This is a genomic window from Pseudomonas sp. PL-6, assembly GCF_054110165.1.
The window spans coordinates 5,121,746-5,148,198 of sequence record NZ_CM134189.1; the positions used below are offsets into that span (position 1 = coordinate 5,121,746).

The following is a 26,453-nucleotide window of genomic DNA, read 5'->3' on the forward strand; positions in this document are numbered from 1 at the left end:
GGCATCCTGCGTCGCTCCAACTCCTGCCTCCCTGCAGTCGTCTCCCGGAGAGCAGGCCGCAAGCGGGCACTTTTCTACAGGCAAAAAAAACCCCGAGCTTCGTATGGGGAGGGAGAAGTTCGGGGTTTAAGGTCTGAACCGCTAGGGCGGGGTTCAGATGTCTGCCAACACTTAACACAACATAGGAGCATTGAAAGGCTTAACGGCCATTCAAGAACTCTGACCGGGCGCCTTCGCGGAAAGTTCATCCTTTTTTTAAAAACCATTCGCAATAACCAGCGACCTGCTGATTCCCTGGAGCCTTGTTCGTGGGAGCGCCGACCGCCCCTCGCCGGTGCGCAGCGCACCCCACGCCAGGTCGGAGGCGCCCCTCAGTGCGCCTCGTCCCAGTTGGCGCCGACGCCCACTTCCACCAGCAGCGGCACGTCCAGTTCCGCCGCGCCGCCCATCAGCGCCTTGATCTGCGCGCCGACCTCCTCGACCAGCTCCTCGCGCACTTCCAGCACCAGCTCGTCGTGCACCTGGAGGATGATCCGCGCGTCGATGCCGCTGTCCTGCAGCCAGGCGTCCACGGCGATCATCGCGCGCTTGATGATGTCCGCCGCGGTGCCCTGCATCGGCGCGTTGATCGCCGCGCGCTCGGCACCCTTGCGCATGGCCTGGTTCTGCGCGTGGATTTCCGGCAGGTACAGGCGGCGGCCGAAGACGGTTTCCACATAACCCTGCTCGGCGGCCTGCGCGCGGGTGCGTTCCATATAGCTCAGCACGCCGGGATAGCGGGCGAAGTAACGGTCGATATAGGCCTGCGCCTGCTTGCGGTCGACGTCGATCTGCTTGGCCAGACCGAAGGCGCTCATGCCGTAGATCAGGCCGAAGTTGATCGCCTTGGCCTTGCGCCGCTGATCGCTGCTCACCTCCTCCAGCGCCACGCCGAACACTTCGGCGGCAGTGGCCTTGTGCACGTCGCGGTCGTGGCGGAAGGCATCCAGCAGGCCTTCGTCCTTGGCCAGGTGGGCCATGATGCGCAGCTCGATCTGCGAGTAGTCGGCCGCCAGCAGCCGGTAGCCCTTGGGCGCGACGAAGGCCTGGCGGATGCGCCGCCCTTCGGCGGTGCGGATCGGGATGTTCTGCAGGTTCGGGTCGCTCGACGACAGCCGGCCGGTGGCCGCCACCGCCTGGTGGTAGCTGGTGTGGATGCGCCCAGTGCGCGGGTTGATCTGGTCCGGCAGCTTGTCGGTGTAGGTGCTCTTGAGCTTGCTTAAGCTACGGTACTGCATCAGCACCTTGGGCAGCTCGAAGTCCTGTTCGGCCAGTTCCGCGAGCACCGCCTCGGCGGTGGACGGCTGGCCCTTGGCGGTCTTGCTGATCACCGGGTAGCCGAGCTTTTCGTAGAGGATCACGCCGAGCTGCTTGGGCGAGGCCAGGTTGAATTCCTCGCCGGCGATGGCGAACGCCTCGCGCTCCAGTTCCACCAGCTTGTCGCCCAGCTCGACGCTCTGCTCGCCGAGCAGCTTGGCGTCGACCAGTGCGCCGTTGCGCTCGATGCGCGCCAGCACCGGCACCAGCGGCATCTCGATTTCGCGCAGCACCTTGGCCAAGGACGGCACGGCTTCGAGCCGGCGCCACAGCTCCTGGTGCAGGCGCAGGGTGACGTCGGCGTCCTCGGCGGCGTAGGGGCCGGCCTGTTCCAGGGCGATCTGGTCGAAGGTCAGCTGCTTGGCGCCCTTGCCGGCGATGTCCTCGAAACGGATGGTGCTGTGATTGAGGTACTTCAGCGCCAGGCTGTCCATGTCGTGGCGGGTGGCGGTGGAATCCAGCACGTAGGATTCGAGCATGGTGTCGAAGGCCACGCCCTGCACGGCAATCGGCGGCGTCGCGTTGGCCAGGACATTGATGTCGTACTTGGCGTGCTGGCCGACCTTGGCCTTGGCCGGGTCTTCGAGGATCGGCTTGAGCGCGTTCAAGACCTGGTCGCGGTCGAGCTGCTGCGGCACGCCCATATAGCTGTGCGCCAGCGGGATATAGGCGGCCTCGCCGGCCTTGACCGCGAAGGACAGGCCGACCAGTTGCGCCTGCTGGGCGTCGACGCTGGTGGTCTCGCTGTCGAAGGCGATCAGCTCGGCCTGCTCGAGCTTCTGCAGCCAGGCGTCGAACTGCGCCTGTTCCAGCACCAGCTGGTAGTCGCCGGCACTCGGCGGCAGCGCTTCGGCGACGTCCTCGGCGCCGTCGCTGGCCGGCTCGGCGAACAGGTCGCCGGCCGGGGCCGCGGCCTTGGCCGCCAGGGGCTTGTTCTGCCGCAGCAGCTCGTCCAGCCAGTTCTTGAATTCCAGCTCGCCGTACAGCTCGACCAGCGCCGCCTGGTCCGGTTCGCCCGGGTGCAGGTCGTCGATGGCGATGTTCAGTTCGACGTCGGTCTTGATGGTGGCCAGCTGGTAGGACAGATAGGCCATATCGCGGTGTTCCTCGAGCTTGGCCGGCAGGCTCTTGGCACCGCGAATCGGCAGCTCGGGCACCTTGTCGAGGTTGGCGTAAAGCACATCGAGGCCGCCACCGACGCCGACCAGCAGGCCGAGAGCAGTCTTCTCGCCGACCCCGGGCACGCCGGGGATGTTGTCGACCTTGTCGCCCATCAACGCCAGGTAGTCGATGATCAGCTCGGGACCGACACCGAATTTCTCTTTCACGCCATCGGCATCGTAGACGCTTCCGGTCATGGTATTGACCAGCGTAACGTGCGGGCAGACCAGCTGGGCCATGTCCTTGTCGCCGGTGGAGATCACCACGTCGCGTTTCTCGCCGGCGGCCTGACGGGCCAGGGTGCCGATCACGTCGTCGGCCTCCACCCCTTCCACGCACAGCAGCGGCAGGCCGAGGGCGCGCACGCTGGCGTGCAGCGGCTCGACCTGCACACGCAGCTCGTCCGGCATGGACGGGCGATTGGCCTTGTACTCGGCGAACAGCTCGTCGCGGAAGGTGCCTCCCTTGGCGTCGAATACCACGGCGAAGGGGCTGTTCGGGTACTGCTTGCGCAGGCTCTTGAGCATGTTCAGCACGCCCTTGACCGCCCCGGTGGGCAGGCCCTTGGAGGTGGTCAGCGGCGGCAGGGCGTGGAAGGCGCGGTACAGGTAGGAGGAACCGTCGACCAGGATCAGCGGGGCTTGGCTCATGAGCGGGATCAACCTTTTCGGCGGGTGCGGCGCTAGAATGACCGCATCATTGAAATCAAGGAGCAAGGTTACCATGGGTACAGTCAAACGCCTTTTGCTGGTCGGCCTGCTGGCTTGCGCCCCCCTCGCCGCGCATGCCGAAGATCCGGTTTCCGGCGACCCGGATGTGACCATCCGCCAGGACGGCGACCGCACCATCCAGGAATACCGGGTCAACGGTTTTCTCTACGCGATCAAGGTCATTCCGAAAAACGGCAAACCCTACTTCCTGGTTCGCGCCGACGGCAGCGACGGCAACTTCATACGTTCGGACGATCCGGACATGCTGATCCCTTCCTGGGAAATCTTTAGCTGGTAAGGCAATTAAGGTCTGATATGTCGGTATTCACCCCCCTGGAACGTCACGAGCTCGAAGTCTTCCTGGCGCCCTACGGGCTCGGCCGGTTGCGCGACTTCCAGGGCATCGCCGCGGGTAGCGAAAACAGCAACTTCTTCGTCAGCCTGGAGCAGGGCGAGTACGTCCTGACCCTGGTCGAGCGCGGCCCGGTGGCCGACCTGCCGTTCTTCATCGAACTGCTCGATGTGCTCCACGACGCCGGTCTGCCGGTGCCCTACGCCCTGCGCACGGAAGATGGCCAGGCGCTGCGCAGCCTGGCGGAGAAGCCGGCGCTGCTGCAGCCGCGCCTGGCCGGCAAGCACGTGCACGCGGCCAACGCCCACCATTGCCAGGAGGTCGGCAGCCTGCTGGCGCATATCCACCTGGCCACCCGCGAGCGGCCGCTGGAGCGGCGCAGCGACCGCGGCCTGGACTGGATGCTGGCCGAGGGCCCGAGCCTGGCGCTCAGGTTGCCGGAAGCCGAGCTGCCGCTGCTGCGCGACGCGCTGGCCGAGATCGCCGCGCTGAAAGCCCGCATCCTCGCCCTGCCCCGGGCCAACCTGCATGCCGACCTGTTCCGCGACAACGTGCTGTTCGACGGCAACCACCTGGCCGGGGTGATCGACTTCTACAACGCCTGCTCGGGGCCGATGCTCTACGACCTGGCGATCTGCCTGAACGACTGGTGCTCGCACGAGGACGGCAGCCTGGACGGCCCTCGCGCCCGCGCCCTGCTCGGCGCCTATGCCGCGCTGCGGCCTTTCACGGCTGCCGAGGCCGAGCTGTGGCCGGCCATGCTGCGCATCGCCTGCGTGCGCTTCTGGCTATCGAGGCTGATCGCCGCCGAGTCCTTCGCCGGGCAGGAGGTGTTGATCCACGATCCGGGCGAGTTCCAGCGCCGCCTGGCGCAGCGCCAGCGGGTCGAGCTGGCGCTGCCGTTCGCCTTGTAGGGTGGATCACGCTTCACCGATCCACCAGAACGTTATCGGCTATAGCCCCCTCTGGCGCCGAAGTGGTGGATGCAAAAGCCTCATCCCCCCTACGCAGACACGGGCGTACCGTTAGCTGCCGGACACCAGCCCCGGCAGCTGCTCGGCCAGCTTGGCGTTGTTGATCGGCGCGCGGATAAAGCCGCGCTGGGTGCCGTCCGGGCCGATGATCACCAGGTTGCCGCTGTGATCGACGGTGTAGTTGTCCTTGCTGGTGTCGGCGGGGATATAGGGGATGCTCACCGCGTTGGCGAACTTCTGCAGCGTCGCTTCCTCGCCGGTCAGGCCGACGAAGCCGGCATCGAAATAGGACAGGTACTTCTTCAGCTGCTCCGGGGTGTCGCGCTTGGGGTCGACGCTGACCAGCACCAGGCGCAGCCGCGCGCGGGTTTCCTCGGGCAACTGGCCCTGCAGCTGGCGCAGCTGGGCGAGGGTGGCCGGGCAGATGTCCGGGCAGAAGGTGTAGCCGAAGAACAGCAGGCTCCACTGCTCCTTGAGCTGATCCACCGCCACCTCGGCGCCGTCCTGGTCGGTCAGGGTCAGCGTCGGCAGGCTGCGGCTCTGCGGCAGCAGCACGATGCCGGCGTCGAGCAGCGCGGTGGGGTCGCCCTGACCCTTGGCGGTCAGCACCTTGTTGACGGTGAGCCCCAGCACCAGGGCGACGATGGCGACGAGGACGAAGACGGTGATCTGGGTGCGGGTCATGACAGCCTTTAGATGTTCAGCAGCAGGTAGTGGTCCGCCAGCAGGGCGATGAACAGCAGGAACAGGTACCAGATACTGTACTTGAAGGTGTTGATCGCCGCGTGCGGTTTGCTGTCACGGTACAGCACCCAGGCCCAGTGCAGGAAGCGCCCGCCCAGCAGCAGCGCGCAGACCAGGTAGAGCGGCCCGCTCATGTGGATGGCGTAGGGCAGCAGGGTCACCGCGAACATCACCAGGGTGTAGAGCAGGATATGCACCTTGGTGTAGTGCTCGCCGTGGGTCACCGGCAGCATGGGGATATCCGCCTTGGCATACTCGGCCTTGCGGTGGATGGCCAGGGCCCAGAAGTGCGGCGGGGTCCAGGCGAAGATGATCAGCACCAGCAGCAGCGGCTCGGCGGACATATGCCCAGTCACCGCCACCCAGCCCAGCAGCGGCGGCGCGGCGCCGGCCAGGCCGCCGATGACGATGTTCTGCGGCGTGGCGCGCTTGAGAAAGCCGGTGTAGATCACCGCGTAGCCGAGCAGGGAGGCCAGGGTCAGCCAGGCCGCCAGGGCGTTGGTGAACAGCAGCAGCAGGGCCATGCCGGCCACGGCCAGGAGCAGGGCGAAGCTCAGCGCCGCCGCCGGCGAGACCCGCCCGGCGGTGACCGGGCGCTTGTGCGTGCGCGCCATGATCGAGTCGATGCGTCGGTCCACCACATGGTTGACCGCCGCCGCGGCCCCGGCGCACAGGCCAATGCCCAGGTTGCCGAACACCAGCACGGTCCAGGGCACGCCGGCGCGGGTGGCGAGGAACATGCCGACCAGCGAGGTGATCAGCATCAGCAGCACCACCTTGGGCTTGGTCAGCTCCAGGTAGTCGCGCCAGCTGGCGTGTTCGGAGTGAGCTCGCAGCACTGTAGCCATGGAGTGTCTCCTTGTAGTTGTCAGACGCCTTGCCCGTGCGGAACACGGCTGGACGTTGCGGGAGGTTGTAGATGGGCGGCCAATGCCGACAGCGGCGCTCGCAAACGGTAGTTGACCAGCACCAGGCTCAGCAGCAGGGCAGCACCGCCGGCGTTGTGCGCTACGGCCACCAGCAGCGGCAGGTGGAAGATCACGTTGCTGATGCCCAGGCCGACCTGCAGCGCCAGCGCTAGCAGCAGCAGGCCGGCCAGGCGCGGCAGGCCGGCGGCCTTGAGCCGCCAGGCCAGCAGCAGCAGGGCCAGGCTGACGATCAGTGCGCCGATGCGGTGGCTCATATGGATGGCGGTGCGGGCGTCGCTGTCGAGCTGCCCGCCCAGGTAGTTGGGGCCGATATGCTGGGTCAGGTGAAAACCGTTGGCGAAATCCATCGCCGGCCACCACTCGCCGTGGCAGGTGGGCAGGTCGACGCAGGCCACCGCCGCATAGTTGGAGCTGACCCAGCCGCCCAGGGCGATCTGCCCGATCACCAACAGCAGGCAGGCCGCCGCCAGGGCCCGCAGACGCGCCGGCAGCTGCAGCGGGGCGAAGCGCCCGGACAGGCGCAGGCACAGCAGCGCCAGCAGACTGAGGGTGGCGAAACCGCCGAGCAGGTGCGCGGTGACCACCTGCGGCCAGAGCTTGAGGGTCACCGTCCACATGCCGAAGGCGCCCTGCAGTATCACCAGCGCCAGCAGCGCCAGCGGCAGCTTCAGCGGCTGGCCCGGCTCGCCGCGGCGGCGCAGGGCCTGTACCGCCAGGCCGAGGATGACCAGGCCGAGGGCGCCGGCGAAGTAGCGGTGGATCATCTCGTACCAGCCCTTGGCCACCTCCACCGGCGCCTCGGGGAACCGCGCCTCGGCCAGGGCCAGCTTGTGCTCGCTCATCGGCACGCCGAGGAAGCCGTAGCAGCCGGGCCAGTCCGGGCAGCCCAGGCCGGCGTGGGTCAGCCGGGTATAGGCGCCGAGCAGCACCACCACGGCGGCCAGCAGGGTGGCGCACAGGGCGAGGCGGTAACCGGGTTTGCGCATCGTCGATCCTTAGCAGGCAGCCGCCTGCGGGTCAGCCTCAACCGATTTGGGAAATCTTCAGCAGGTAGCGCAGGTCGTCGAGAATCGCCTTGCCGTCGCTGCCGGCCGGGTAACGCAGCACCAGGTTGCCGTGCGGGTCGACCAGCCACAGCCAGGCGCCGGGCAGGGCCTCGGTGGCCAGCTGGTAGGCCTGGCGATCCAGTCCGTAGCGGCCCAGTTGCGGGTACTCGCGCTCGAGCAGCGCGGCGTAGTCGGCCGTCAGCGCGGCGCCCGCCGCCAGGCCATGGCTGGCGCGGAGGATTTCGCGGTTGAGGCCGATCTGGATCTGCCGCGCCAGGTAGACCAGTTGCTGGCAGTCGGCGGCGCAGGCATCGGGGGCGGTGACCAGGATCTGCCAGCGCGGCGCCAGCTCGCCCTGCACGCCGAGGTCGGCGAGGGTCTGTCCGGTGCCGACCAGCACGCCGTGGTAGCTGCGCGTCTCCGGTACCCAGAACCGCCACTGGTACATGGCACTGGCCAGCAGCATGGGGCCGATGGCGATGGCCAGCAGCAACAGCAGTTGCCAGCGGCCGCGCCCCTTGCGCGGCGTCTCAGGCAGGGCGATGGCTGGGTTCATGACGACTCTCCCGTGCGTTGTGTATTCCAAGATAGATGAACAGGCCGAGCAACGCCGCGGCCAGGGCGAACCATTGCACGGCATAGCCGGTGTGTTTGTCCGGGCTCATGGCCACCACCGGCCAGTCCACCCGGTAGCTGGCCGGGCCCGGCTCCAGGCGTGCCTCGAAGGGCAGGCCGCCGCGACCGAGCTGGCGCCACAGTGCGTCGACCTCGACCGCGCCGATCAGCCGCGGCCAGCCTTGCGCCGGCGCCGCGCCCGCCAGCTGCAGGCCGCCGCTCGGTGGCAGGTAGACCCAGGCGGTCAGGGCCAAGGCATCCTCGGGGGTGGCGAACTGCGGCGGCGTGCGCCGATCCGGCCAGGGCAGCCAGCCGCGGTTGAGCAGCACCCACAGGCCGCTGGCTTGGTCGTAGAAGGGTTGCAGCAGCTCCACACCGACGCGGCCGTCGCGCATGCGGTTGTCCAGCAACAGACTGTGCGCGGCGTCGAACTGGCCGTACAGGCGCACGCGCCGGTAGGCCGGGTCGCGGCTGCGCTCCAGCCGATCGAGGCCGAGCGGCGCGGCCTGGCGGCGGGCCTCGAAGCTGGCCAGCAGGGCGCGCTTGTCCTCGGCGCGCTGCAACTGCCAGGTGCCCAGGCCGAGCAGCCCGGGCAGCAGGAGGGCCACCAGCAGGCTGGGCAGCCAGCCGGGACGGAAGGCGCTCATGCGGCCTCCCCACGGACAAGGTGCTGGCTGGCTATACTGCAATACATCGCCCACTCCCCCGGAGTCTCGCATGCTCAAGGCCGCGATCGTCCTCATGCTGCTGGCCACCCTGGTCAGCCTGTTCAGCGGCCTGGTCTTCCTGGTCAAGGACGAGGGCCGTGGTTCCCGCGTGGTCAACGCCCTGACCGTCCGTGTCGGGCTGACCGCCATCACCGTCGCCCTGGTCGCCTGGGGCTTCTACTCGGGGCAACTGGTGTCTCATGTCAGCTGGTAGCGGCAGCCTCTAGCTGCCGCTTGAAGCCTGTGGCGTGCCGCTGCCTCAAAGTACATAGACGAAGACGAACAGCCCCAGCCAGACCACATCGACGAAGTGCCAGTACCAGGCGGCGGCCTCGAAGCCGAAGTGCTGGTCGGCGTCGAAGTGCCCGCGCAGGATGCGCACCAGCATCACCGTGAGGATGATCGCGCCGAGGGTCACATGGGCGCCGTGGAAGCCGGTGAGCATGAAGAAGGTGGCGCCGTAGATGCCCGAGCCGAGGGTCAGGCCCAACTCGGTGTAGGCCTCGATGTATTCCTCGATCTGGAAGAACAGGAACACCGCGCCGAGCAGTATGGTGGCCGCCAGCCAGGCCTTGAGCGGGCCGCGCCGGTTCTTCTTCAGCGCGTGGTGGGCGAAGGTCACGGTGAAGCTGGAGCTCACCAGCAAGATGGTGTTGATCAGCGGCAGGTGCCAGGGGTCGATCACCGCCGTCGGCGGCGGGAACAGCTTGGAGTCGGGGTTCTGCAGCAGCGGCCAGCTGTACTCGAAGCCTTCCCAGAGCATGTTGGTCACGCCCTTGTCGCCCTCGCCGCCGAGCCAGGGCCCGGCGAAGGTGCGGATATAGAACAGGGCGCCGAAGAAGGCGGCGAAGAACATCACCTCGGAGAAGATGAACCAGCTCATGCCCCAGCGGAACGAGCGATCCATCTGCGCGCTGTACAGGCCGCCGCGGCTCTCCTTGATCACGTTGCCGAACCAGCCGAACAGCATCCAGGCCAGGATCAGGCCGCCGACGAAGAAGATCAGCGGGCCATTGGAGCCGTCGCGGCCGGCGCTCATGTCGTTGAACCAGGTGCCCACGCCGTAGACGCTGACCAGCATGCCGAGGGTGGCGATGATCGGCCACTTGCTCTGCGCGGGGACGTAGTAGTTTTCGTGATTCTCGTGACTCGACATTGTTGTTCTCCTTATGGAGCCTGCGCCACGGGCGGCTTGCGCGCGGTGATATCGAACAGGGTGTAGCCCAGAGTCAGGTGCTTGACGTCCTGCGGCAAATCTCTATCGACGATAAAGCGCACCGGCATCTCGATGCGCTCGCCCGGCTGCAGCACCTGCTGGGTGAAGCAGAAGCATTCGGTCTTGTGGAAGAAGGCCGCCGCCTTGGACGGCGACACGCTGGGAATGGCCTGCGCGGTCATCGGCTCGCTGCTCGGGTTGTAGGCGACGAACAGCATGTCGCGCGGCTCGCCGGGGTGCACCAGGATCTCATCGGCCTGCGGGCCGAACTCCCAGACCATGCCGGCGGCGTTGGTGGCGAGGAACTGCACGCGCACCTGGCGCGCCGCGTCCACCCGCTGCTCGCCCTGGTAGGCGCCGGCGGTCTTGCCGTTGATGCCGAACACCTTGCACATGGCGTCGTAGAACGGCGGCAGGACGAACACGCCGAAGCAGAACATCGCCACCACCACCAGCAGCAGGCGTACGACCAGACGACGGGTGCCGATCACTTCGCTCACGGCCGGCCTCCTACTTCACGTCGGGCGGCGTGCTGAAGGTGTGATAGGGCGCCGGCGAGGGCACCGTCCACTCCAGCCCCTCGGCGCCGTCCCAGGGCTTGGCCGGGGCCGGTTTGCCGCCGCGGATGCACTTGATGACGATGAACAGGAACAGCAGCTGGGTGGCGCCGAACATGAAGGCGCCGATGGACGAGACCATGTTGAAGTTGGCGAACATCATGTTGTAGTCGGGAATGCGCCGCGGCATGCCGGCCAGGCCGACGAAGTGCATAGGGAAGAACGCCAGGTTCATGCCGACGAAGCTCATCCAGAAATGCAGCTTGGCCAGGGTCTCGTCGTACATGTGCCCGGTCCACTTCGGCAGCCAGTAGTAGGCCGAGGCGAAGATGCCGAAGATCGCCCCGGGCACCAGCACGTAATGGAAGTGCGCCACCACGAAGTAGGTGTCGTGGTACTGGAAGTCCGCCGGGGCGATGGCCAGCATCAGCCCGGAGAAGCCGCCGATGGTGAACAGGATGACGAAGGCCACCGAGAACAGCATCGGCGCTTCGAAGGTCATCGAGCCCTGCCACATGGTGCTGGCCCAGTTGAACACCTTCACCCCGGTGGGCACGGCGATCAGCATGGTGGCGTACATGAAGAACAGCTCGCCGGTCAGCGGGATGCCGACGGTGAACATATGGTGCGCCCAGACGATGAACGACAGGAAGGCGATGGAGGCGGTGGCGTAGACCATCGAGGTGTAGCCGAACAGCGGCTTGCGGGCGAAGGCCGGGATGATCGAGCTGACCGCGCCGAACGCCGGCAGGATCATGATGTACACCTCGGGGTGGCCGAAGAACCAGAACACGTGCTGGAACAGCACCGGGTCGCCGCCGCCGGCGGCGTTGAAGAAGCTGGTGCCGAAGTGCACGTCCATCAGCATCATGGTCACGCAGCCGGCCAGTACCGGCATCACCGCGATCAGCAGGAAGGCGGTGATCAGCCAGGTCCAGACGAACAGCGGCATCTTCATCAGGGTCATGCCGGGGGCGCGCAGGTTGAGGATGGTGGCGATCACGTTGATCGCGCCCATGATCGAGCTGATGCCCATCAGGTGCACGGCGAAGATGAAGAAAGTCACCGACTCCGGCGCGTAGGTGGTCGACAGCGGCGCGTAGAAGGTCCAGCCGAAGTTGGGCCCGCCGCCCTCCATGAACAGCGTGCTGATCAGCAGGCCGAAGGCCGCCGGCAGCAGCCAGAAGCTGAAGTTGTTCATCCGTGGCAGGGCCATGTCCGGCGCGCCGACCATCAGCGGGATCATCCAGTTGGCCAGGCCGACGAAGGCCGGCATCACCGCGCCGAACACCATGATCAGGCCGTGCATGGTGGTCATCTGGTTGAAGAATTCCGGCTGCACGATCTGCAGGCCGGGCTGGAACAGCTCGGCGCGGATCACCATGGCCATGGTCCCGCCGAGCAGGAACATGGCGAAGCTGAACCACAGGTACATGGTGCCGATGTCCTTGTGGTTGGTGGTCAGCACCCAGCGCATCAGGCCCTTGGCCGGACCGTGGTGATGGTCATGCGCGGCATGGCCATGGGAATCGATCACTGCACTCATGTCCTTACTCCTGAGCCTTCTTGAAGTCGAGGATGTCCTTGGGCGTGACCATGTCGCCGACCTTGTTGCCCCAGGCGTTGCGCTCGTAAGTGATGATGGCGGCCAGATCGACCTCCGACAGTTGCTTGCCGAAGGCGGCCATGGAGGTGCCCGGCTTGCCGTTGACCACTATGTCGATATGGCCTGCGGCCGGCCCGGTGGCGATGGCCGAGCCCTTGAGCGCCGGGAACATCGGCGGCAGGCCCTCGCCACCGGCCTGGTGGCAGGCGGCGCAGGCGGTGCCGTAGGCCTTCTCGCCGCGCGCCATCAGCTCGTCCAGGGTCCATTCCTTGCTGGTCAGCTCGCGTTCGGCGGCAGCCGCCGCCTTGCGCTCGGCCAGCCAGGCAGCGAAGTCCTCCTTGGATTTGGCCTCGACCACCACCGGCATGAAGCCGTGATCCTTGCCGCACAGCTCGGTGCACTGGCCGCGGTAGATGCCGGGCTCGTCGATGCGCGTCCAGGATTCGTTGATGAAGCCGGGGATGGCGTCCTTCTTCACCGCCAGCGCCGGCACCCACCAGGAGTGGATGACGTCGGCGGCGGTGATCAGGAAGCGCACCTTGGTGCCCACCGGCACTACCAGCGGCTCGTCCACCTCCAGCAGGTAGTGCTCGCCCTTGGCCGCGCGGTTGTCGATCTGCGCCTTGGGCGTGGCCAGGTTGCTGAAGAACTCGACGTCCTGGCCCAAATACTTGTAGTGCCACTTCCACTGGTAGCCGGTGACCTGGATATCCAGTTCCGACTCGGAGGTGTCGTAGATCTCGATCAGGGTCTTGGTCGCCGGAATCGCCATCAGCACCAGGATCGCCAGCGGCACCACGGTCCAGAGGATCTCGACCGTGGTGCTTTCGTGGAAGTGCGCGGGCTCCTGGCCGGTGGCGCGGCGGTGGACGATCATCGACCAGAACATGGCGCCGAACACCACCACGCCGATCACGACGCAGATCCAGAAGATGGTCATGTGCAGGTCGAAGACCGAGCGGCTGACCTCGGTGACACCGGGCGCCATGTTGACCGCCCACTCGGCGTGCGCCGAGCCCAATGCCAGCCACAGCAGGAGGCCCATCCAGACTCGTGGATGTCGCATCATTGCGGGTTCCCCTTATGATTCTTGTTATCCCGCCGGCGGAGCCTGCGGCTAAGGGATCGACTGCCGTACGGGGCGACCATGCCGGCGCTCACTGCCCGCGCTGGTGCCCCTGACTGCTGGCGACTGCTGTCGAAACCTCTCCGTGCCTAAGCCCGTCCGGTTCCATCAGGTACTGCCTTTCGAACTCGAGTATAGACGGCGACTTTCAGCTCGCAACGTCACCGCGAAAATGGCCGAAGCCACGCAAGCCTTGTCCTAAACGCCCCGGCCGGAGCGGGCTGGAGAAAGATCGGCGAGCCCCATATAGCGCGCTCGCATAAGTATTAAAAAATTATGACAATCGCGTCTTAGCCAGCCACACGCGCCGGCTAAGGTTCACGTCCATGTCCTCAAATCGTAGGAGCAGTCATGAACACCGCCGCAATCCGCCAACTGATCGACCAGGCCCGCCAGCACGAGGCCGGCAGCCAGGCCCTCGCGCAGTTCCTGCAGGCCCAGCTGGAGCGCCTGCACCCGGCCATCCGCCTGCCCGCCGAGAACGCCGGCGCCACCCTGAATGCCTTTGTCGTCGCCTATATCGAGCAGGTGCCGGACGTGCTCGACGCCGCCGCCACGGTGGCCAGCGAAGCCGGTATCGAGCGCGTGATCCAGCCGGTGCTGCAGGTGGCCGAGCAGTTCTTCCTGCAGCCGCCGGCGCTGATGGCCGGGCACAACGGCCTCGAAGGCCTGCTCGACGAGGCCTACCTGGCCCACCGCCTGGTCGAGGAGGTCAACGACCGCTACATCGGCCACCTCGGCCAGCCGCTGATCCCGCTGGACACCACCCGCGCCAACCTGATCGCCCATCAGTTGATCGGCGAGCCCTTCGCCAACCAGCTGGACGAGGCGGTGCACCACGCCCTGGCCGGCCTGCTCGACGACGCGAGCTTCGCCCAGCCCTCGGTGCAGGCCTACCGCGAGCGCCTCGCCGCGCCGGGTACGGTCGCCGCCTGGCAACGCTGGCCCTGCCTGTCGCAGCGACTGGGCGTCGAGTTGCAGCTGCCGCAGGAGCGCTGAGCGCCTGTGATTCCCGGTCGCCGGCGGGCGTCTAGCTGCGGTACGCCGGGCCTCGCCCGGCCCTGCCGCGAGCCCGAGCATGCAAGCGCTGTTGAACGAGATACTCGATGAAGTCCGCCCGCTGATCGGCCAGGGCAAAGTGGCCGACTACATTCCCGCCCTGGCCGGGGTGCCGGCCAACCAGCTGGGCATCGCCGTGTACGGCAACGACGGTCAGCTGCACGTGGCCGGCGAGGCGCGCACGCCGTTCTCGATCCAGAGCATCTCCAAGGTGTTCAGTCTGGTGCAGGCCATCGGCCACAGCGGCGAGGCCATCTGGCAGCGCCTCGGCCACGAACCGTCCGGGCAGCCGTTCAACTCGCTGGTGCAGCTCGAGTTCGAGCGTGGCAAGCCGCGCAACCCCTTTATCAACGCCGGCGCGCTGGTGATCTGCGACATCAACCAGTCGCGCTTCGCCGCGCCGGCGCTGTCGATGCGCGACTTCGTCCGGCGCCTGTCGGGCAACCCCGAGGTGACGGTGGACAACCAGGTCGCCGAGTCGGAATACCAGCACCGCGCGCGCAACGCCGCGGCGGCCTACCTGATGCAGTCGTTCGGCAATTTCCACAACGAGGTGGAGGCGGTGCTGCGCAGCTATTTCAGCTGCTGCGCGCTGCGCATGAGCTGCGTCGACCTGGCCCGCGCCTTCGGCTTCCTGGCCAACCAGGGCTTTTGCCGGCACAGCGGCGAGCAGGTGCTGTCGCCGCGGCAGAGCAAGCAGATCAACGCCATCATGGCCACCAGCGGGCTGTACGACGAGGCCGGCAACTTCGCCTACCGGGTCGGCCTGCCGGGCAAGAGCGGCGTCGGCGGCGGCATAGTCGCGGTGGTGCCGGGGCGTTTCAGCGTCTGCGTGTGGTCGCCGGAACTCAACGCCGCCGGCAACTCGCTGGCCGGGATGAAAGCCCTGGAGCTGCTCAGCCAGCGCATCGGCTGGTCGGTGTTCTAAGCCTTACTGCACCAAGGCGCCCTGGTGCGCGCGGCGCACCCTGCGGCCGCGCGTCGCCACGGCGCGCTACAGCAGCTTGCGGTACTGGACGAAACCGGAGCGCTCGCCGATGCGTTCGTAGAGCAGCATGGCCTGGCTGTTGCTCTCGTGGGTCAGCCAGTGCACCCGCGAGCAGCCGGCTTCGCGCGCCTGCTGGTAGACGTGCTGGATCAGCTGGCGGCCGATCCCGCCGCTGCGCTGGCCCTTGGCGACGAACAGGTCCTGCAGGTAGCAGTAGTCGCCGACCGTCCAGGTCGAGCGGTGGATCACCCAGTGCACCAGGCCGACCGCCTCATCGCCCTGCCAGGCCAGCGCCGCGCCCATCGGCTCGGCCGGATCGAGAAAGCGCTGCCAGGTCACGGCGCTGGTCTCGGCGGCGATCTCGGTCATGTAGAAACGCTGGTAGCCCTGCCACAGCGGCAGCCAGGCGGCGTGGTCGGCGGCGCTGACGGGACGGATCTCGAGGCTCATGGCTTCCCTCCTGGTTGGCGTGAGGCGTCAGTCGCTCATCTCACCACAGAGATCGCGCGCCAGCCAGTGCTCCACCTCGGCCGGCGCCAGCCCGGCGCCGAGCAGGGCGAACAGCTTGCCCAGCGCCGCCTCGCGGGTCATGCCGCCGCAGGACACCAGGCCGGCCTCGGCCAGGCGGCTGCCGGCGGCGTACACGCCGAACTCGACATGCCCCTGCGGGCACTGGCTGATCGCCGCCAGCACCACGCCGCGGGCGTGCGCCTCGTCCAGGACCGCCAGCAGCTCGGCGTCGCCGGCCGGGCCGGTGCCGCTGCCGTAGCATTCCAGCAGCAGCCCCTGCACGCCGCTGCCCAGCAGGGCGCGCAGATGGGCGGCCTGCAGCGCCGGGTGCAGCGGCAGCACGGCCAGATTGGTCGCCCGCCGCGGCTGGCGATAGTCGATGCGTGCGTCGATGGCGGCGCGCTCGGCCTGGCGCCGACGCGGCAGCACCTGGAAGGCGTCGAAGGCGTCGCTGCGCAGCTTGGAGCAGCGCGCGCCGTGCAGCAGCTGGCCGTTGAAGTACAGGTGCACGCCCGGCGCCACACCGCGCCGCAACGCGCGCATGGCACCGAACAGGTTGGGCCAGGCGTCGCCACCGGCCACGCCGGCCGGCTGCATGGCGCCGGTCAGCAGCACCGGCACGCCCAGGCCGAGCAGCAAGAAGCTCAGCGCCGCGGCGCTGTAGGCCAGGGTGTCGGTGCCGTGCAGCACCAGCACGGCATCATGGCCGTCGACCTCGACGGCGGCGACTATGGCGTCGCGCAGGGCCAGCCAGTGGCCCGGGTTCATGTTGGCGCTGTCGATCAGCGGCAGCAGCTCGCGAAACTGCCACTGCGGCAGCTCGCCCTGCGCCTCCTCGGCCTGCTGCGCACGCATCCGCGCCTCGAAGCCGGAGGCCGGCGCCAGGCCCGCTTCGCTCATCTGCATGCCAATGGTGCCGCCGGTGTACAGCACCAGCAGTTTCTCAGGGGTCGCCATGGACTCTCCTCGCAAATCACGGGCAAAAGAAAGGGGGCCTTGGCCCCCTCCTTCCTTGCTTGGGTCAACTCAACGCTGGTGCACCCGGTCGCCGATCTCGGCCGGGTCCGCGGCGACGACGGGCTTGGCCGCCTGGCCGGTCCACACCGCCGGGTCGAGGTCCAGGTCGGCGAACTGCTTGGCGTCGAATACCGGCGACTCTACACCAGCCTTGATCTGGCTGTCGTAGTCGCGCATCAGGCGCAGGCCGACCTTGAACAGCAGCGCCAGGGCCACCAGGTTGCAGATGGCCAGCAGGCCCATGGTGACGTCGGCGAAGGCGAACACGGTGCCCAGGTCCTGCACCGAACCCCACAGCACCAGGCACACCACCAGCACGCGGTAGACGATGACCGGCATGCGCTTCTGGCTGAAGAAGCCGAGGGCGTTCTCGCCGAGGTAGTAGTTGTAGATCAGGGTGGTGAAGACGAACAGCAGCAGCGCCAGGCTGACGAACACCCGGCCCCACTCGCCGACCACGGCCGCCAGGGCGGTCTGGGTCAGGACCACGCCGGCCATTTCGCTGCCCGGCTGATAGACGCCGGAGAGCAGGATGATCAGCGCAGTGCTGGTGCACACCAGCAGGGTGTCGATGAACACGCTGAGCGACTGCACGATGCCCTGCGCGGCCGGGTGCTTGACCTCGGCCACCGCGGCCACGTTCGGCGCGCTGCCGAGGCCCGCTTCGTTGGAGAACAGGCCGCGCTTGACGCCCATCATGATCGCCGCACCGATGCCGCCGGCGAAGGCCGGCTCCAGGCCGAAGGCGCTCTTGACGATCAGGGCGAATACCGCCGGCACCTCGGGCAGGTTCAGGCCGATCACCACCAGCGCCATGCCGATGTAGGAGAAGGCCATCACCGGCACCAGCACGTCGGCCATGCTGGCGATGCGCTTGATGCCGCCGAAGATGATCAGGCCGATCACCGCGGTCAGGATCAGGCCGCTGACGATGGTGGGCAGGCCGAAGGTGTCGTGCAGCGAGCTGGCCACGGTGAAGGACTGCACGGCGTTGAAGCCGAAGCCGAAGGTCACCAGCAACAGGATCGACACCACGATGCCCAGCCAGCGCTGGCCGAGGCCGTGCTGGATGTAGAAGGCCGGGCCGCCGCGGTAGCTGCCGTCGGCTTCGCGGCGCTTGTACAGCTGCGCCAGGGAGCACTCGAAGTAGCTGGTGGCCATGCCGACCAGGGCCACGACCCACATCCAGAAGATCGCGCCGGGGCCGCCGAGCATGATCGCCACCGACACGCCGGCGATGTTGCCGGCGCCGACGCGGCCGGCCACCGAGAGCATCAGTGCCTGGAACGAGCTGAGCTGGCCGGGCTGACGCTGGAAGGCCTCGGCGAAGATGCGGAACATGCTGCTGAAGTAGCGGAACTGGACGAAACGCGAGGCGACGGTGAAGTACAGGCCGAGACCGATCAGCATCACGATCAGCAGCTTGCTCCAGATAAGGTCGTTGAGAAGATCGAGCATGGGAGGCTTTCTCTCTTGTTGTTCTGAATGGGAATGCAGCCCCGCCGGGCGGCTGGCGAATGGTTGGCGATAGGGGCCTTGCCAGACAATTTCGCGGGTCGCGGCAACCTGACGCGAGTTGATGCTAGAATCGCGCCACTTGCATCAGCCGGTACGCCCCCATGTCCGATGCCCTCGGCGCCAACCTGAAACTGCTGTGCAGCCACTACCGCTCGATCGCCGAGGTGTGCCGCAAACTGTCGCTCAACCGCGCCCAGTTCAACCGCTACCTGGCCGGGCAGAGCCGGCCGACCGCGCACAACCTCAAGCGCATCTGCGACTTCTTCGGCGTCGAACCCTTCGAGCTGGCCATGCCGAGCGAGCAGTTCGCCCGCCTGGTCGGTGCACGCAGCCCCGACGCCCAGGCGCAGGCCGGCAGCGACCCGCTGCTGGAGCTGTTCGAGCCGCTGCGCCAGCAGGCCAGCCCGATGGGCCGCTACTGCGGCTACTACTTCGAGTACTCCAACTGCATGTCGGTGCCGGGCCAGGTGCTGCTGTCGCTGGTGCACCTGCGCGAGGAGCGCGGCAACTACCTGTTCGAGCGCCAGGAACGCCAGGAGCGTCAGGAACGCACCCGCGGCGGCGCCGAGGACTGGGTGCGCTGCCGCTACCTGGGCGCGGCCTTCTACCTGCAGGACCGGCTGTTCCTCATCGACTACGAGTCGCTGACCGGCAACGAGATCAGCCAGACCATCCTTATCCCCAGCTTCAAGAGCCGCATCACCCGCCTCAACGGCATCAAGACCGGGGTGTCCAGCGGCGACCGGCGCACCCCGGCCTGCACCCGCGTGGTCTGGCAATACCTGGGCAACGAGATCAACCGGGTCAACGCCTACCGCCAGCTGATGCTCTACGCCCCGGACGACGCGCGGATCGACGATGACATCCGCCAGCGCCTGAGCGGCACCCAGCTGCACGACGGCCTGTTCGTGCTGGAATAGCGCGGCGCCATGCGGTGATGGCCAGGATCGGCCAGAGCAGTGCTCGGCTGGCGTGGATAAGCGGTGCGCACGCCGCACCCTGCAATGCGCCGGCAAAAAAAAGGGATGGCCGAGGCCATCCCTGAGGAGCGAGGCTGGTGAGGCCTCCTATGAAAATCGTCGTTCAGGCCGCGTTGTCGCTGTTGTAGACGTCGCGATCCAGCTCCTGCTCGCTACTACCCACCAGGGTGGTGGTCATCAGGTCGCCGGCGACGTTGACCGTGGTGCGCGCCATGTCGAGGATGCGGTCGATACCGGCGATCAGCGCCACGCCTTCCAGCGGCAGGCCGACCGAGGTCAGCACCAGGCCGAGCATGATCAGGCCGGCGCCGGGCACGCCGGCCGTGCCGATCGAGGCCAGGGTGGCGGTGAGGATGATCATCAGGTACTGACCGGCATTCAGGTCGACGCCGAAGGCCTGGGCGATGAACAGCGCCAGCACGCCCTGGTAGATGGCGGTGCCGTCCATGTTGATGGTGGCGCCCACCGGCAGCACGAAACCGGCCACCCCCTGCGACACGCCGAGGTTCTTGCGCGCGCATTCGATGGACACCGGCAGGGTGCCGGCGCTGCTCGAGGTGCTGAAGGCCACCGCCAGCGCCGGGGCGATGCCCTGGAAGAAGCGCAGCGGGCTGAGGCGCGCCAGGCCGCCGATCAGGCCGCCGTAGACCAGCAGCATATGGGCGATGCTGGCCAGGTAGATCACCCCGATCACGCTCGCCAGCGGCAGCAGCACCTCGATGCCGTGGGCGGCGACCACGCCGGCGATCAGCGCGAACACGCCGATGGGCGCCAGGCGCATCACCAGGTCGGTGAGCTTGTAGAACACCTCGGCCAGGCTGTCGAACAGCTTGACCGCCGGCGCGGCCTTGTCGCCGATCAGGTTCATGCTCACGCCCAGGGCGATGGCGAACACGATGATCTGCAGGATGTTGCCCTCGGCGAAGGCGGTGACCGGGTTGGTCGGCACCAGGCCCACCAGGATCTGCACCAGCGAGGGCGCCTGCTTGGCCTCTTCGCTGCCGCTGGCGACCATGTGCATGCCCTCGCCGGGGCTGAACAGGGCGCCGAACGCCAGGCCGATGCTCACCGCGAAGGCGGTGGTGATCAGGTAGATGGCGATGGTCTTGACGCTGATGCGGCCGAGCTTGGCGCTGTCGCTCATGGCGGTGATGCCCGCCACCAGGGAGACGAATACCAGCGGCACGATCAGCATCTTGATCGCGTTGAGGAACAGCGCGCCGATTGGCGCCAGCGCCTGGGCGCCGCTCTTGGACAGCATGCCGACGGCGACGCCGAGGGCCAGACCGACGAGGATCTGCTGCCACAGCGGCACGCGCGCAAGGAGGGAGAGGGAAGCGGTATTGCTCTGACTCATGGTTATCACCCGGATTGTCGTTGTTGTGGGGCCGTCTGTGCGGCCTTCAGCGGTGCCGCCCGGCAGGCTAGGGCGGAAAGCAACGCGCCGCACTCGAACGAGGGCGGCGCGGGTGTTGCCAGGAAGATCAGCCCTGCAGCGGAACCAGGCGCGGGGCGATCATGTTCTCGGGGCGCAGGATGTCGGCCAGGGTGGCCTCGTCCAGCAGCTGCTCCTCGCGCACCAGCTCCAGCACGCCGCGCCCGCTGTCCAGGGCGACCTTGGCAATGCGGGTGGCGTTCTCGTAGCCGATGTAGGGGTTGAGCGCGGTGATCAGGCCGATGGAGTTCTCCATCAGCGCACGGCAATGCGCCTCGTTGGCGGTGATGCCGTCGATGCACAGCTCGCGCAGCATGTCCATGGCGCGGGTCAGCAGGCGGATCGAGTCGAAGATCTTGTAGGCGATCAAGGGCTCCATCACGTTGAGCTGCAGCTGGCCGCCCTCGGCCGCCATGGTCAGCGCCAGGTCGTTGCCGATCACCTCGAAGGCCACCTGGTTGACCGCCTCGGGGATCACCGGGTTGACCTTGCCCGGCATGATCGAGCTGCCCGGCTGACGCGGCGGCAGGTTGATCTCGTTGATCCCGGTGCGCGGGCCGCTGGACAGCAGGCGCAAGTCGTTGCAGATCTTCGACAGCTTGACCGCGGTGCGCTTGAGCATGCCGGAGAACAGCACGAAGGCGCCCATGTCGCTGGTGGCCTCGATCAGGTCGGCCGCCGGCACCACCGGGTGGCCGCTGATGATGGCCAGGCGCTTGACCGCCAGGGCCTGGTATTTCGGGTCGGCGTTGATGCCGGTGCCGATGGCGGTGCCGCCCAGGTTGACCTCGGTGAGCAGGGTCGGGGCTAGCAGCTTGAGGTGCTGCAGGTCTTCGCCGAGGGTGGTGGCGAAGGCGCGGAATTCCTGGCCGAGGGTCATGGGTACGGCGTCCTGCAGCTGGGTGCGGCCCATCTTCAGCACGTGGCCGAACTCCAGGCCCTTGGCGGCGAAGGACTGGATCAGCTTGTCCAGCGCGCTGAGCAGGCTGTCGTGGCCGAGCAGCAGGCCGAGGCGGATGGCGGTCGGGTAGGCGTCGTTGGTCGACTGCGCCATGTTCACGTCGTTGTTCGGGTGCAGGTGCTGGTACTGGCCCTTCTCAAAGCCCATGGCCTCCAACGCGATGTTCGCGATGACTTCGTTCGCGTTCATATTGGTCGAGGTGCCGGCACCGCCCTGGATCATGTCGACCACGAACTGCTCGTGGAACTCGCCCTGGATGATGCGTGCACAGGCAGTGCTGATCGCCGTGTGCTTGGCCGCGGACAGGTGGCCCAGCTCGCGGTTGGCGTCGGCCGAGGCCTGCTTGACCATGGCCAGGCCGATCACCAGTTTCGGGTAATGCGACAGCGGCACGCCGGACAGGCGGAAGTTCTGCACGGCGCGCAGGGTCTGGATGCCGTAATAGGCATCGGCGGGGACTTCGAGGGTGCCGAGCAGGTCTTTTTCGACGCGAACAGATGCAGCAGAGGACATGATGAGGATGGCTCTTGGGAAATGCGGCGAGTGCCGCGATGCCCATAGACTATGGGCTCAGCCACTAGCTCGGCCAATGCCGTTGCTTGCTGCCCTATGCACAATCGGCATAATGTCGGTGTGACTGCGGGATGGCGACAAACGTAGGGTGGGTTAGCCGCATGCTGCCATTGGCGAACATCACCTCGTTCGAAACGCGGCGTAACCCACCATCGGCGCAACGTGATCCATCGCCTGGTGGGTTACGCGACGCACCACGGCAGCTGCGTCTGTCGAACCGCGTTCAGCGTCGCTAACCCACCCTACGCCTCGTGCAAGCCTCGGAAGCCTACGATGAACCTGGAAACCAAATGGCTGGAGGACTTTATCGTCCTGGCCGCCACCCGCAGCTTCTCCCAGGCCGCGGAAAAGCGCTTCGTCACCCAGCCGGCCTTCAGCCGACGTATCCGCAGCCTGGAAGGCATGCTCGGCCTGACCCTGGTCGACCGCTCCTGCACGCCCGTCGAACTCACCGAAGCCGGCCGGCTGTTTCTGGTCACCGCGCGCAGCCTGGTCGAACAGCTCGGCGAAGTGGTGCGCCACCTGCACAACCTGGAAGGTCAGCAGGGCGAGATGCTGTCGATTGCCGCCGCCCACTCGCTGACCCTGGGCTTCTTCCCCGAATGGATCGCCCGCCTGCGCCGCGAAGGCCTGCCACTGACCACCCGACTGGTGGCGACCAACGTCGGCGAGGCGGTGCATTCGCTGCGCGAGGGTGCCTGCGACCTGATCCTCGCCTACTACGACCCGGACGCCGCGCTGCAGATGGATCCGCAGATCTTCCCCTCGCTGCACCTGGGCACCACCTCGATGCTGCCGGTATGCGCGGTGAACGAGGCCGGCGCGCCGCTGTTCGACCTCGACGGCGGGCAGAGCGTGCCGCTGCTGGCTTACAGCGCCGGCGCCTTCCTCGGCCGCTCGGTGAATCTGCTGCTGCGCCAGCGCGCGCTGCGCTCGACCACGGTGTACGAGACCGCCATGGCCGACAGCCTCAAGAGCATGGCCCTGCAGGGCATGGGCGTGGCCTGGGTGCCGCGCCTGTCGGTGACCGCCGAACTGGCACGCGGCGAGCTGGCCATCTGCGGCGGCGAGCATTGGCAGGCACCGCTGGAGATCCGCCTGTACCGCTGCGCCCTGGTGCGCAAGGCGGCGGTGCGTTTGCTGTGGCGCAAGCTGGAGAGTGGTCTGGCCATGTAGGGTGCATGGCCCCTTGGTAGCTGGTGCGCGGCGCCCCCTACGCCGCCGTGCAGTTGGAACTTGCCGCAACGCCCAACTGAGCATCCAGAAACTCCAGCACCCGCCGCGCATAGGTCTCCGGCTGGGCGACATAGGCCAGGGTATGGTCGGCGCCCGGCACCTGCCAGAACTCGCAATCAGTGGCGGCGGTCAGCGCCGCATGCAGTTGCCGGCCGTCCTCGAGCGGGGTGTGGCGATCCTCCTCGCCGTAGATCAGCAGCAGCGGCGGGCGGCCGACCAGGCGCTGCGCGGCATGCAGCGGGCGCAGACGGCGCTCGGCAGCCGGATAGACCAGGCGGCTGAGCGGGATGCCCAGGCGCGGCAACGGGTAGGGCCGCCAGAAGTGCAGCAGGGTGGGGAAGGCCGACTCCAGCACCGCCGCCTTGAACGGATGCTGCGCCAGGGCCAGGGCGCACAGGCCCATGGCCGCGCCCATCGAGGCGCCGAGCAGCGCCACCGGCAACTGCGGGTAGCGCGCCTGCAGCGCCTGCCCGGCGGCGAGCACGTCGAGCGGGTAGTCCATGGTGGTGGAACTGCTCTCGCCGAAGCCGTTGAGGTCGAACAGCATCACGTGATAGCCGGCCGCACGCAGCAGCTCGGCATGCCCGTGCTTGAGCCAGAAGCCCTTGGCCGCCGTGCCCATCGGGTGACACAGCAGCACCGCGCCCCTGGCCTGCCCCGTGTGCGCCTCGCCCAGCAGCGCGGCCAGGCTCGCCCCCGACTCGCTGCTCAGCGACAGCCGCTGCCAGCGCGCCGCATCGACCTGCTCGGGCCAGCGCCAGGGCTTCATGAAGCGCCCGAAAAAGGGTTTTTTGAAGAGCCGGTAGGCTGTATGTTTCATCGCCGCTGTTCTCCTGCCTGGCGTGTCACGGGCAATCGGTGGCGCCCGGGTGAGGCCATGCTAGGCAGCGCGGCGCCGACCCACCATGGGCAAAAACGACCAATAACAGGCGGATAATTCCGCCAGCGGGGCAGGTGAATGAAGGTCACGGTGGTGATGGCCGAGCGCTGTTCGGCCACCAGCGTCTCGGCGGCGCTGGAATTTCTCGAATGCGCCAACGTGCTGCAGCGCTTTCTCACCGGCGACCCGGCGGCGACACCGTTCGAGGTGCACAGCGCCTCACTCGATGGCGCGCCGGTCGACTGCACCGGCGGCCTGCGCCTGACCCCGCAGCTGGCGCTGGGCGAGGTGCAGCACAGCGATCTGGTGATAGTGCCCGGCTTCATGTTCAACATCCTCGGCGTGCTGCCGGCGCTGGAGCCGCTGAGCGCCTGGCTGCGCGAGCGCCATGCGCAAGGCAGCTACATCGCCAGCATGTGCACCGGCACTTTCGTCACCGCCCAGGCCGGCCTGCTCGACGGCCGCCGCGCCACCACTCACTGGATCTTCAGCGAACAGTTCGCCCGGCGTTTTCCGCGGGTGCAGCTGCAGGCCGAACGCAGCGTCACCGACGACGGCCAACTGCTGTGCTCGGCCGGCTCGACCACCGGCAGCGACCTGCTGCTGCACATCATCCGCCGCTTCGCCTCGCCGCAGCTGGCCATCGAGTGTTCGAAGAAGCTCCTGGTCGACAGCGCCGAGCGCCTGCAGACGCCCTATATGAGCGCCTCGTTCAACAAGGCGCACCAGGACGCCGAGGTGCTCAGGGTGCAGATCTGGCTGGAGAAGCACAGCGCCGAGCGTATCGCCATCGACGAGGTCGCCGCGCGCTTCGCCCTGAGCCCGCGCCATCTGATCCGCCGTTTCAAGGACGCCACCGGGCAGACGCCGGTGCAGTACCTGCAGAACCTGCGCCTGGAACGGGCCAAGCACCTGCTGGAGGCCAGCCAGGAGAACTTCGAACGGATCACCCAGCAGGTCGGCTACGAGGACGGCAGCTCCTTCCGCCGCCTGTTCAAGGAACGCGTCGGCCTGTCGCCGGGCGCTTACCGGCGACGCTTCAACCGCCCGGCCTGAACGCCTCACCGGCGGGGCGCCCGGCCGCCGCTCACTTGCCCGACTTGATCGAAGTCCAGGCGCGCGTGCGCACCCGCTCGATCTTCTGCGGCAGCGGTTGCACCACGTACAGCGACTTCTGCAGCTCCGCCGTCGGCGTCAGGTCGGCGTCGGCGGCGATCTCCTTGCCCACCAGCTGCATGCCCGGCAGGTTGGGGTTGGGGTAGCCGAGAAAATCGCTGATCGGCGCGATCACCTGGGGTTCGAGCAGGTGGTTGATGAAGGCATGCGCCTCGTCGACGTTCTGCGCGCTCTTGGGGATGGCCCAGGTGTCGAACCAGATCGGCGCGCCTTCCTTGGGCAGGCGCCAGTTGATCACCACGCCGTTGCCGGCTTCCTTGGCGCGGTTGGCGAACTGGTAGAAGCTGCCGGAGTAGCCGATGGCCACGCAGATGTCGCCGTTGGCGATGTCGGTCATGTACTTGGCCGAATGAAAGTAGGTCACGTACGGGCGCACCTTGAGCAGCAGCTCGGTGACCTTGTCGTAGTCGGCCGGGTTGCTGCTGTTGGGATCGAGACCCAGGTAGTGCAGGGCGATGGGGATGATCTCGGTGGGCGAGTCGAGCATGGCCACGCCGCAGGATTTCAGCTTCTCCATGTACTCGGGCTTGAACACCAGGTCCCAGCTGTTCACCGGGGCATCCTCGCCGAGCGCGGCCTTGACCTTGTCCGGGTTGTAGCCAAGCAGCACGGTGCCGTACATGTAGGGGACGCCGTACTGGTTGCCCGGGTCGTTCTTCTCCAGCAGGCCGAGCAGCACCGGGTCGAGGTTCTTCCAGTTGGGCAGCTTGGACTTGTCCAGCGGGGCGAATACGCCGGCCTTGATCTGGGTTTCGAGGAACTGGTTGGAGGGGATCACCAGGTCGTAGCCGGAGTTACCGGTGAGCAGCTTGGCCTCCAGCGCCTCGTTGGTCTCGAAGGTGTCCCAGGTGATCTGCACGCCGGACTGTTTCTGGAAGTCCTTGGGCACCTCCGGGAGGATGTAGTCGGCCCAGTTGTACACGCGCAGCTCCTTGGCCTGCACCGCGCCGCTGAGCAGGGTGGCGCCGCACAGGGCGACGCCGAGCATCTGTTTGATGGCTTTCATCGTTTCTCACCCCTG

25 protein-coding genes are annotated in these 26,453 nt (G+C 67.3%); 8 read left to right on the forward strand and 17 right to left on the reverse strand.

Annotation, left to right across the window (positions count from 1 at the left end):
• Positions 1–371: 371 nt before the first annotated feature.
• Positions 372–3,167, reverse strand: a complete 2,796-nt coding sequence (polA, locus tag ACW9UL_RS22635) for a DNA polymerase I (RefSeq protein ID WP_457788367.1) — start codon at positions 3,165–3,167, stop codon at positions 372–374.
• Between the two features lie 73 nt (positions 3,168–3,240).
• Here polA and ACW9UL_RS22640 point away from each other — a divergent pair, with 73 nt between their 5' ends.
• Together ACW9UL_RS22640 and ACW9UL_RS22645 are read left to right on the forward strand one after the other, a co-directional pair.
• Positions 3,241–3,525: a DUF2782 domain-containing protein gene (locus ACW9UL_RS22640; protein WP_122109494.1), complete on the forward strand. Its 285-nt coding sequence runs from the start codon at positions 3,241–3,243 to the stop codon at positions 3,523–3,525.
• Positions 3,526–3,542: 17 nt separating this feature from the next.
• Positions 3,543–4,493, forward strand: coding sequence for a homoserine kinase (locus tag ACW9UL_RS22645; protein ID WP_457788368.1), 951 nt, complete (start codon positions 3,543–3,545; stop codon positions 4,491–4,493).
• A 111-nt stretch (positions 4,494–4,604) separates the two neighbouring features.
• Here ACW9UL_RS22645 and ACW9UL_RS22650 read toward each other — a convergent pair whose 3' ends face one another.
• The 5 genes from ACW9UL_RS22650 to ACW9UL_RS22670 are packed head-to-tail and all read right to left on the reverse strand — an operon-like array spanning position 4,605 to position 8,534.
• Positions 4,605–5,237: an SCO family protein gene (locus ACW9UL_RS22650; protein WP_457788369.1), complete on the reverse strand. Its 633-nt coding sequence runs from the start codon at positions 5,235–5,237 to the stop codon at positions 4,605–4,607.
• An 8-nt stretch (positions 5,238–5,245) separates the two neighbouring features.
• Positions 5,246–6,145, reverse strand: coding sequence for a heme o synthase (gene cyoE, locus ACW9UL_RS22655; protein ID WP_457788370.1), 900 nt, complete (start codon positions 6,143–6,145; stop codon positions 5,246–5,248).
• Between the two features lie 20 nt (positions 6,146–6,165).
• Positions 6,166–7,212 (reverse strand): COX15/CtaA family protein, encoded by a 1,047-nt coding sequence (locus ACW9UL_RS22660; protein WP_457788371.1) that lies wholly within the window; start codon positions 7,210–7,212, stop codon positions 6,166–6,168.
• A 37-nt stretch (positions 7,213–7,249) separates the two neighbouring features.
• Positions 7,250–7,828: a PA_0111/PP_0108 family redox-active disulfide protein gene (locus tag ACW9UL_RS22665; RefSeq protein ID WP_457788372.1), complete on the reverse strand. Its 579-nt coding sequence runs from the start codon at positions 7,826–7,828 to the stop codon at positions 7,250–7,252.
• Positions 7,803–8,534 (reverse strand): SURF1 family protein, encoded by a 732-nt coding sequence (locus ACW9UL_RS22670; protein WP_457788373.1) that lies wholly within the window; start codon positions 8,532–8,534, stop codon positions 7,803–7,805. Before ACW9UL_RS22670 ends, ACW9UL_RS22665 begins: the two co-directional genes overlap by 26 nt.
• A 70-nt stretch (positions 8,535–8,604) precedes the next feature.
• On the opposite strand from ACW9UL_RS22670, the gene ACW9UL_RS22675 reads away from it, so the two are divergent.
• Positions 8,605–8,808 carry a twin transmembrane helix small protein gene (locus ACW9UL_RS22675; protein ID WP_021443181.1) on the forward strand — a complete coding sequence of 68 codons (204 nt, stop codon included), beginning with the start codon at positions 8,605–8,607 and terminating at the stop codon, positions 8,806–8,808.
• Positions 8,809–8,853: 45 nt separating this feature from the next.
• Here the strand turns inward: ACW9UL_RS22675 and ACW9UL_RS22680 are convergent, their stop codons facing one another.
• Genes ACW9UL_RS22680 through coxB form a run of 4 tightly spaced genes read right to left on the reverse strand, consistent with a single transcriptional unit; the run spans position 8,854 to position 13,042 of the window.
• Positions 8,854–9,750, reverse strand: coding sequence for a cytochrome c oxidase subunit 3 (locus tag ACW9UL_RS22680; RefSeq protein ID WP_021443182.1), 897 nt, complete (start codon positions 9,748–9,750; stop codon positions 8,854–8,856).
• An 11-nt stretch (positions 9,751–9,761) separates the two neighbouring features.
• The gene (locus tag ACW9UL_RS22685) at positions 9,762–10,310 is read right to left on the reverse strand and encodes a cytochrome c oxidase assembly protein (RefSeq protein WP_122109501.1); all 549 of its coding nucleotides are present in this window, start codon (positions 10,308–10,310) and stop codon (positions 9,762–9,764) included.
• A gap of 10 nt (positions 10,311–10,320) precedes the next feature.
• On the reverse strand, positions 10,321–11,913 hold the full coding sequence (ctaD, locus tag ACW9UL_RS22690; protein ID WP_021443184.1) for a cytochrome c oxidase subunit I: 1,593 nt from the start codon (positions 11,911–11,913) through the stop codon (positions 10,321–10,323).
• Positions 11,914–11,917: 4 nt separating this feature from the next.
• Positions 11,918–13,042 carry a cytochrome c oxidase subunit II gene (coxB, locus tag ACW9UL_RS22695; RefSeq protein ID WP_031302908.1) on the reverse strand — a complete coding sequence of 375 codons (1,125 nt, stop codon included), beginning with the start codon at positions 13,040–13,042 and terminating at the stop codon, positions 11,918–11,920.
• 408 nt (positions 13,043–13,450) lie between these two features.
• Between coxB and ACW9UL_RS22700 the strand changes: the two genes are divergently transcribed.
• Positions 13,451–14,098: a hypothetical protein gene (locus tag ACW9UL_RS22700; protein ID WP_457788374.1), complete on the forward strand. Its 648-nt coding sequence runs from the start codon at positions 13,451–13,453 to the stop codon at positions 14,096–14,098.
• Positions 14,099–14,177: 79 nt separating this feature from the next.
• Positions 14,178–15,086 carry a glutaminase B gene (gene glsB / locus ACW9UL_RS22705; protein WP_021443187.1) on the forward strand — a complete coding sequence of 303 codons (909 nt, stop codon included), beginning with the start codon at positions 14,178–14,180 and terminating at the stop codon, positions 15,084–15,086.
• Positions 15,087–15,152: 66 nt separating this feature from the next.
• Here glsB and ACW9UL_RS22710 read toward each other — a convergent pair whose 3' ends face one another.
• From ACW9UL_RS22710 to ACW9UL_RS22720, 3 genes are all read right to left on the reverse strand, one after another.
• Positions 15,153–15,596, reverse strand: coding sequence for a GNAT family N-acetyltransferase (locus ACW9UL_RS22710; RefSeq protein ID WP_021443188.1), 444 nt, complete (start codon positions 15,594–15,596; stop codon positions 15,153–15,155).
• Between the two features lie 27 nt (positions 15,597–15,623).
• Entirely contained in the window at positions 15,624–16,613 is a 990-nt protein-coding gene (locus ACW9UL_RS22715) for an asparaginase (RefSeq protein ID WP_397498058.1), read from the reverse strand.
• A gap of 69 nt (positions 16,614–16,682) precedes the next feature.
• Complete coding sequence (locus tag ACW9UL_RS22720) at positions 16,683–18,131, reverse strand: alanine/glycine:cation symporter family protein (RefSeq protein WP_021442069.1); 1,449 nt, start codon at positions 18,129–18,131, stop codon at positions 16,683–16,685.
• Positions 18,132–18,292: 161 nt separating this feature from the next.
• Here ACW9UL_RS22720 and ACW9UL_RS22725 point away from each other — a divergent pair, with 161 nt between their 5' ends.
• On the forward strand, positions 18,293–19,111 hold the full coding sequence (locus ACW9UL_RS22725) for a helix-turn-helix domain-containing protein (RefSeq protein ID WP_021442070.1): 819 nt from the start codon (positions 18,293–18,295) through the stop codon (positions 19,109–19,111).
• A gap of 163 nt (positions 19,112–19,274) precedes the next feature.
• Here ACW9UL_RS22725 and ACW9UL_RS22730 read toward each other — a convergent pair whose 3' ends face one another.
• Both ACW9UL_RS22730 and ACW9UL_RS22735 read right to left on the reverse strand, forming a co-directional pair.
• Positions 19,275–20,528 (reverse strand): dicarboxylate/amino acid:cation symporter, encoded by a 1,254-nt coding sequence (locus tag ACW9UL_RS22730; RefSeq protein ID WP_031302621.1) that lies wholly within the window; start codon positions 20,526–20,528, stop codon positions 19,275–19,277.
• Positions 20,529–20,655: 127 nt separating this feature from the next.
• Positions 20,656–22,080, reverse strand: coding sequence for an aspartate ammonia-lyase (locus ACW9UL_RS22735; protein WP_021442072.1), 1,425 nt, complete (start codon positions 22,078–22,080; stop codon positions 20,656–20,658).
• A gap of 333 nt (positions 22,081–22,413) precedes the next feature.
• Between ACW9UL_RS22735 and ACW9UL_RS22740 the strand changes: the two genes are divergently transcribed.
• On the forward strand, positions 22,414–23,316 hold the full coding sequence (locus ACW9UL_RS22740; protein ID WP_457788375.1) for a LysR substrate-binding domain-containing protein: 903 nt from the start codon (positions 22,414–22,416) through the stop codon (positions 23,314–23,316).
• Positions 23,317–23,353: 37 nt separating this feature from the next.
• On the opposite strand, the gene ACW9UL_RS22745 is transcribed toward ACW9UL_RS22740, so the two are convergent.
• Positions 23,354–24,196: an alpha/beta hydrolase family protein gene (locus tag ACW9UL_RS22745; protein ID WP_457788376.1), complete on the reverse strand. Its 843-nt coding sequence runs from the start codon at positions 24,194–24,196 to the stop codon at positions 23,354–23,356.
• Positions 24,197–24,334: 138 nt separating this feature from the next.
• Between ACW9UL_RS22745 and ACW9UL_RS22750 the strand changes: the two genes are divergently transcribed.
• Positions 24,335–25,312, forward strand: a complete 978-nt coding sequence (locus ACW9UL_RS22750) for a GlxA family transcriptional regulator (protein WP_457788377.1) — start codon at positions 24,335–24,337, stop codon at positions 25,310–25,312.
• Between the two features lie 31 nt (positions 25,313–25,343).
• Here ACW9UL_RS22750 and ACW9UL_RS22755 read toward each other — a convergent pair whose 3' ends face one another.
• Entirely contained in the window at positions 25,344–26,438 is a 1,095-nt protein-coding gene (locus ACW9UL_RS22755; protein WP_457788378.1) for a polyamine ABC transporter substrate-binding protein, read from the reverse strand.
• Positions 26,439–26,453 lie beyond the last annotated feature (15 nt).

What these genes read in the sequence shown, in the direction of transcription:
- coxB (WP_031302908.1), bottom strand. Translation starts at nt 13,042, where the DNA reads ATGATGCGACATCCACGAGTCTGGATGGGCCTCCTGCTGTGGCTGGCA.
- ACW9UL_RS22725 (WP_021442070.1), top strand. Translation starts at nt 18,293, where the DNA reads ATGTCCGATGCCCTCGGCGCCAACCTGAAACTGCTGTGCAGCCACTAC.
- ACW9UL_RS22730 (WP_031302621.1), bottom strand. Translation starts at nt 20,528, where the DNA reads ATGAGTCAGAGCAATACCGCTTCCCTCTCCCTCCTTGCGCGCGTGCCG.
- ACW9UL_RS22700 (WP_457788374.1), top strand. Translation starts at nt 13,451, where the DNA reads ATGAACACCGCCGCAATCCGCCAACTGATCGACCAGGCCCGCCAGCAC.
- glsB (WP_021443187.1), top strand. Translation starts at nt 14,178, where the DNA reads ATGCAAGCGCTGTTGAACGAGATACTCGATGAAGTCCGCCCGCTGATC.
- ACW9UL_RS22710 (WP_021443188.1), bottom strand. Translation starts at nt 15,596, where the DNA reads ATGAGCCTCGAGATCCGTCCCGTCAGCGCCGCCGACCACGCCGCCTGG.
- ACW9UL_RS22720 (WP_021442069.1), bottom strand. Translation starts at nt 18,131, where the DNA reads ATGCTCGATCTTCTCAACGACCTTATCTGGAGCAAGCTGCTGATCGTG.
- ACW9UL_RS22670 (WP_457788373.1), bottom strand. Translation starts at nt 8,534, where the DNA reads ATGAGCGCCTTCCGTCCCGGCTGGCTGCCCAGCCTGCTGGTGGCCCTC.
- ACW9UL_RS22660 (WP_457788371.1), bottom strand. Translation starts at nt 7,212, where the DNA reads ATGCGCAAACCCGGTTACCGCCTCGCCCTGTGCGCCACCCTGCTGGCC.
- polA (WP_457788367.1), bottom strand. Translation starts at nt 3,167, where the DNA reads ATGAGCCAAGCCCCGCTGATCCTGGTCGACGGTTCCTCCTACCTGTAC.
- ACW9UL_RS22735 (WP_021442072.1), bottom strand. Translation starts at nt 22,080, where the DNA reads ATGTCCTCTGCTGCATCTGTTCGCGTCGAAAAAGACCTGCTCGGCACC.
- cyoE (WP_457788370.1), bottom strand. Translation starts at nt 6,145, where the DNA reads ATGGCTACAGTGCTGCGAGCTCACTCCGAACACGCCAGCTGGCGCGAC.
- ACW9UL_RS22755 (WP_457788378.1), bottom strand. Translation starts at nt 26,438, where the DNA reads ATGAAAGCCATCAAACAGATGCTCGGCGTCGCCCTGTGCGGCGCCACC.
- ACW9UL_RS22715 (WP_397498058.1), bottom strand. Translation starts at nt 16,613, where the DNA reads ATGGCGACCCCTGAGAAACTGCTGGTGCTGTACACCGGCGGCACCATT.
- ACW9UL_RS22645 (WP_457788368.1), top strand. Translation starts at nt 3,543, where the DNA reads ATGTCGGTATTCACCCCCCTGGAACGTCACGAGCTCGAAGTCTTCCTG.
- ACW9UL_RS22650 (WP_457788369.1), bottom strand. Translation starts at nt 5,237, where the DNA reads ATGACCCGCACCCAGATCACCGTCTTCGTCCTCGTCGCCATCGTCGCC.
- ACW9UL_RS22745 (WP_457788376.1), bottom strand. Translation starts at nt 24,196, where the DNA reads ATGAAACATACAGCCTACCGGCTCTTCAAAAAACCCTTTTTCGGGCGC.
- ctaD (WP_021443184.1), bottom strand. Translation starts at nt 11,913, where the DNA reads ATGAGTGCAGTGATCGATTCCCATGGCCATGCCGCGCATGACCATCAC.
- ACW9UL_RS22750 (WP_457788377.1), top strand. Translation starts at nt 24,335, where the DNA reads ATGAAGGTCACGGTGGTGATGGCCGAGCGCTGTTCGGCCACCAGCGTC.
- ACW9UL_RS22665 (WP_457788372.1), bottom strand. Translation starts at nt 7,828, where the DNA reads ATGAACCCAGCCATCGCCCTGCCTGAGACGCCGCGCAAGGGGCGCGGC.
- ACW9UL_RS22740 (WP_457788375.1), top strand. Translation starts at nt 22,414, where the DNA reads ATGAACCTGGAAACCAAATGGCTGGAGGACTTTATCGTCCTGGCCGCC.
- ACW9UL_RS22680 (WP_021443182.1), bottom strand. Translation starts at nt 9,750, where the DNA reads ATGTCGAGTCACGAGAATCACGAAAACTACTACGTCCCCGCGCAGAGC.
- ACW9UL_RS22640 (WP_122109494.1), top strand. Translation starts at nt 3,241, where the DNA reads ATGGGTACAGTCAAACGCCTTTTGCTGGTCGGCCTGCTGGCTTGCGCC.
- ACW9UL_RS22675 (WP_021443181.1), top strand. Translation starts at nt 8,605, where the DNA reads ATGCTCAAGGCCGCGATCGTCCTCATGCTGCTGGCCACCCTGGTCAGC.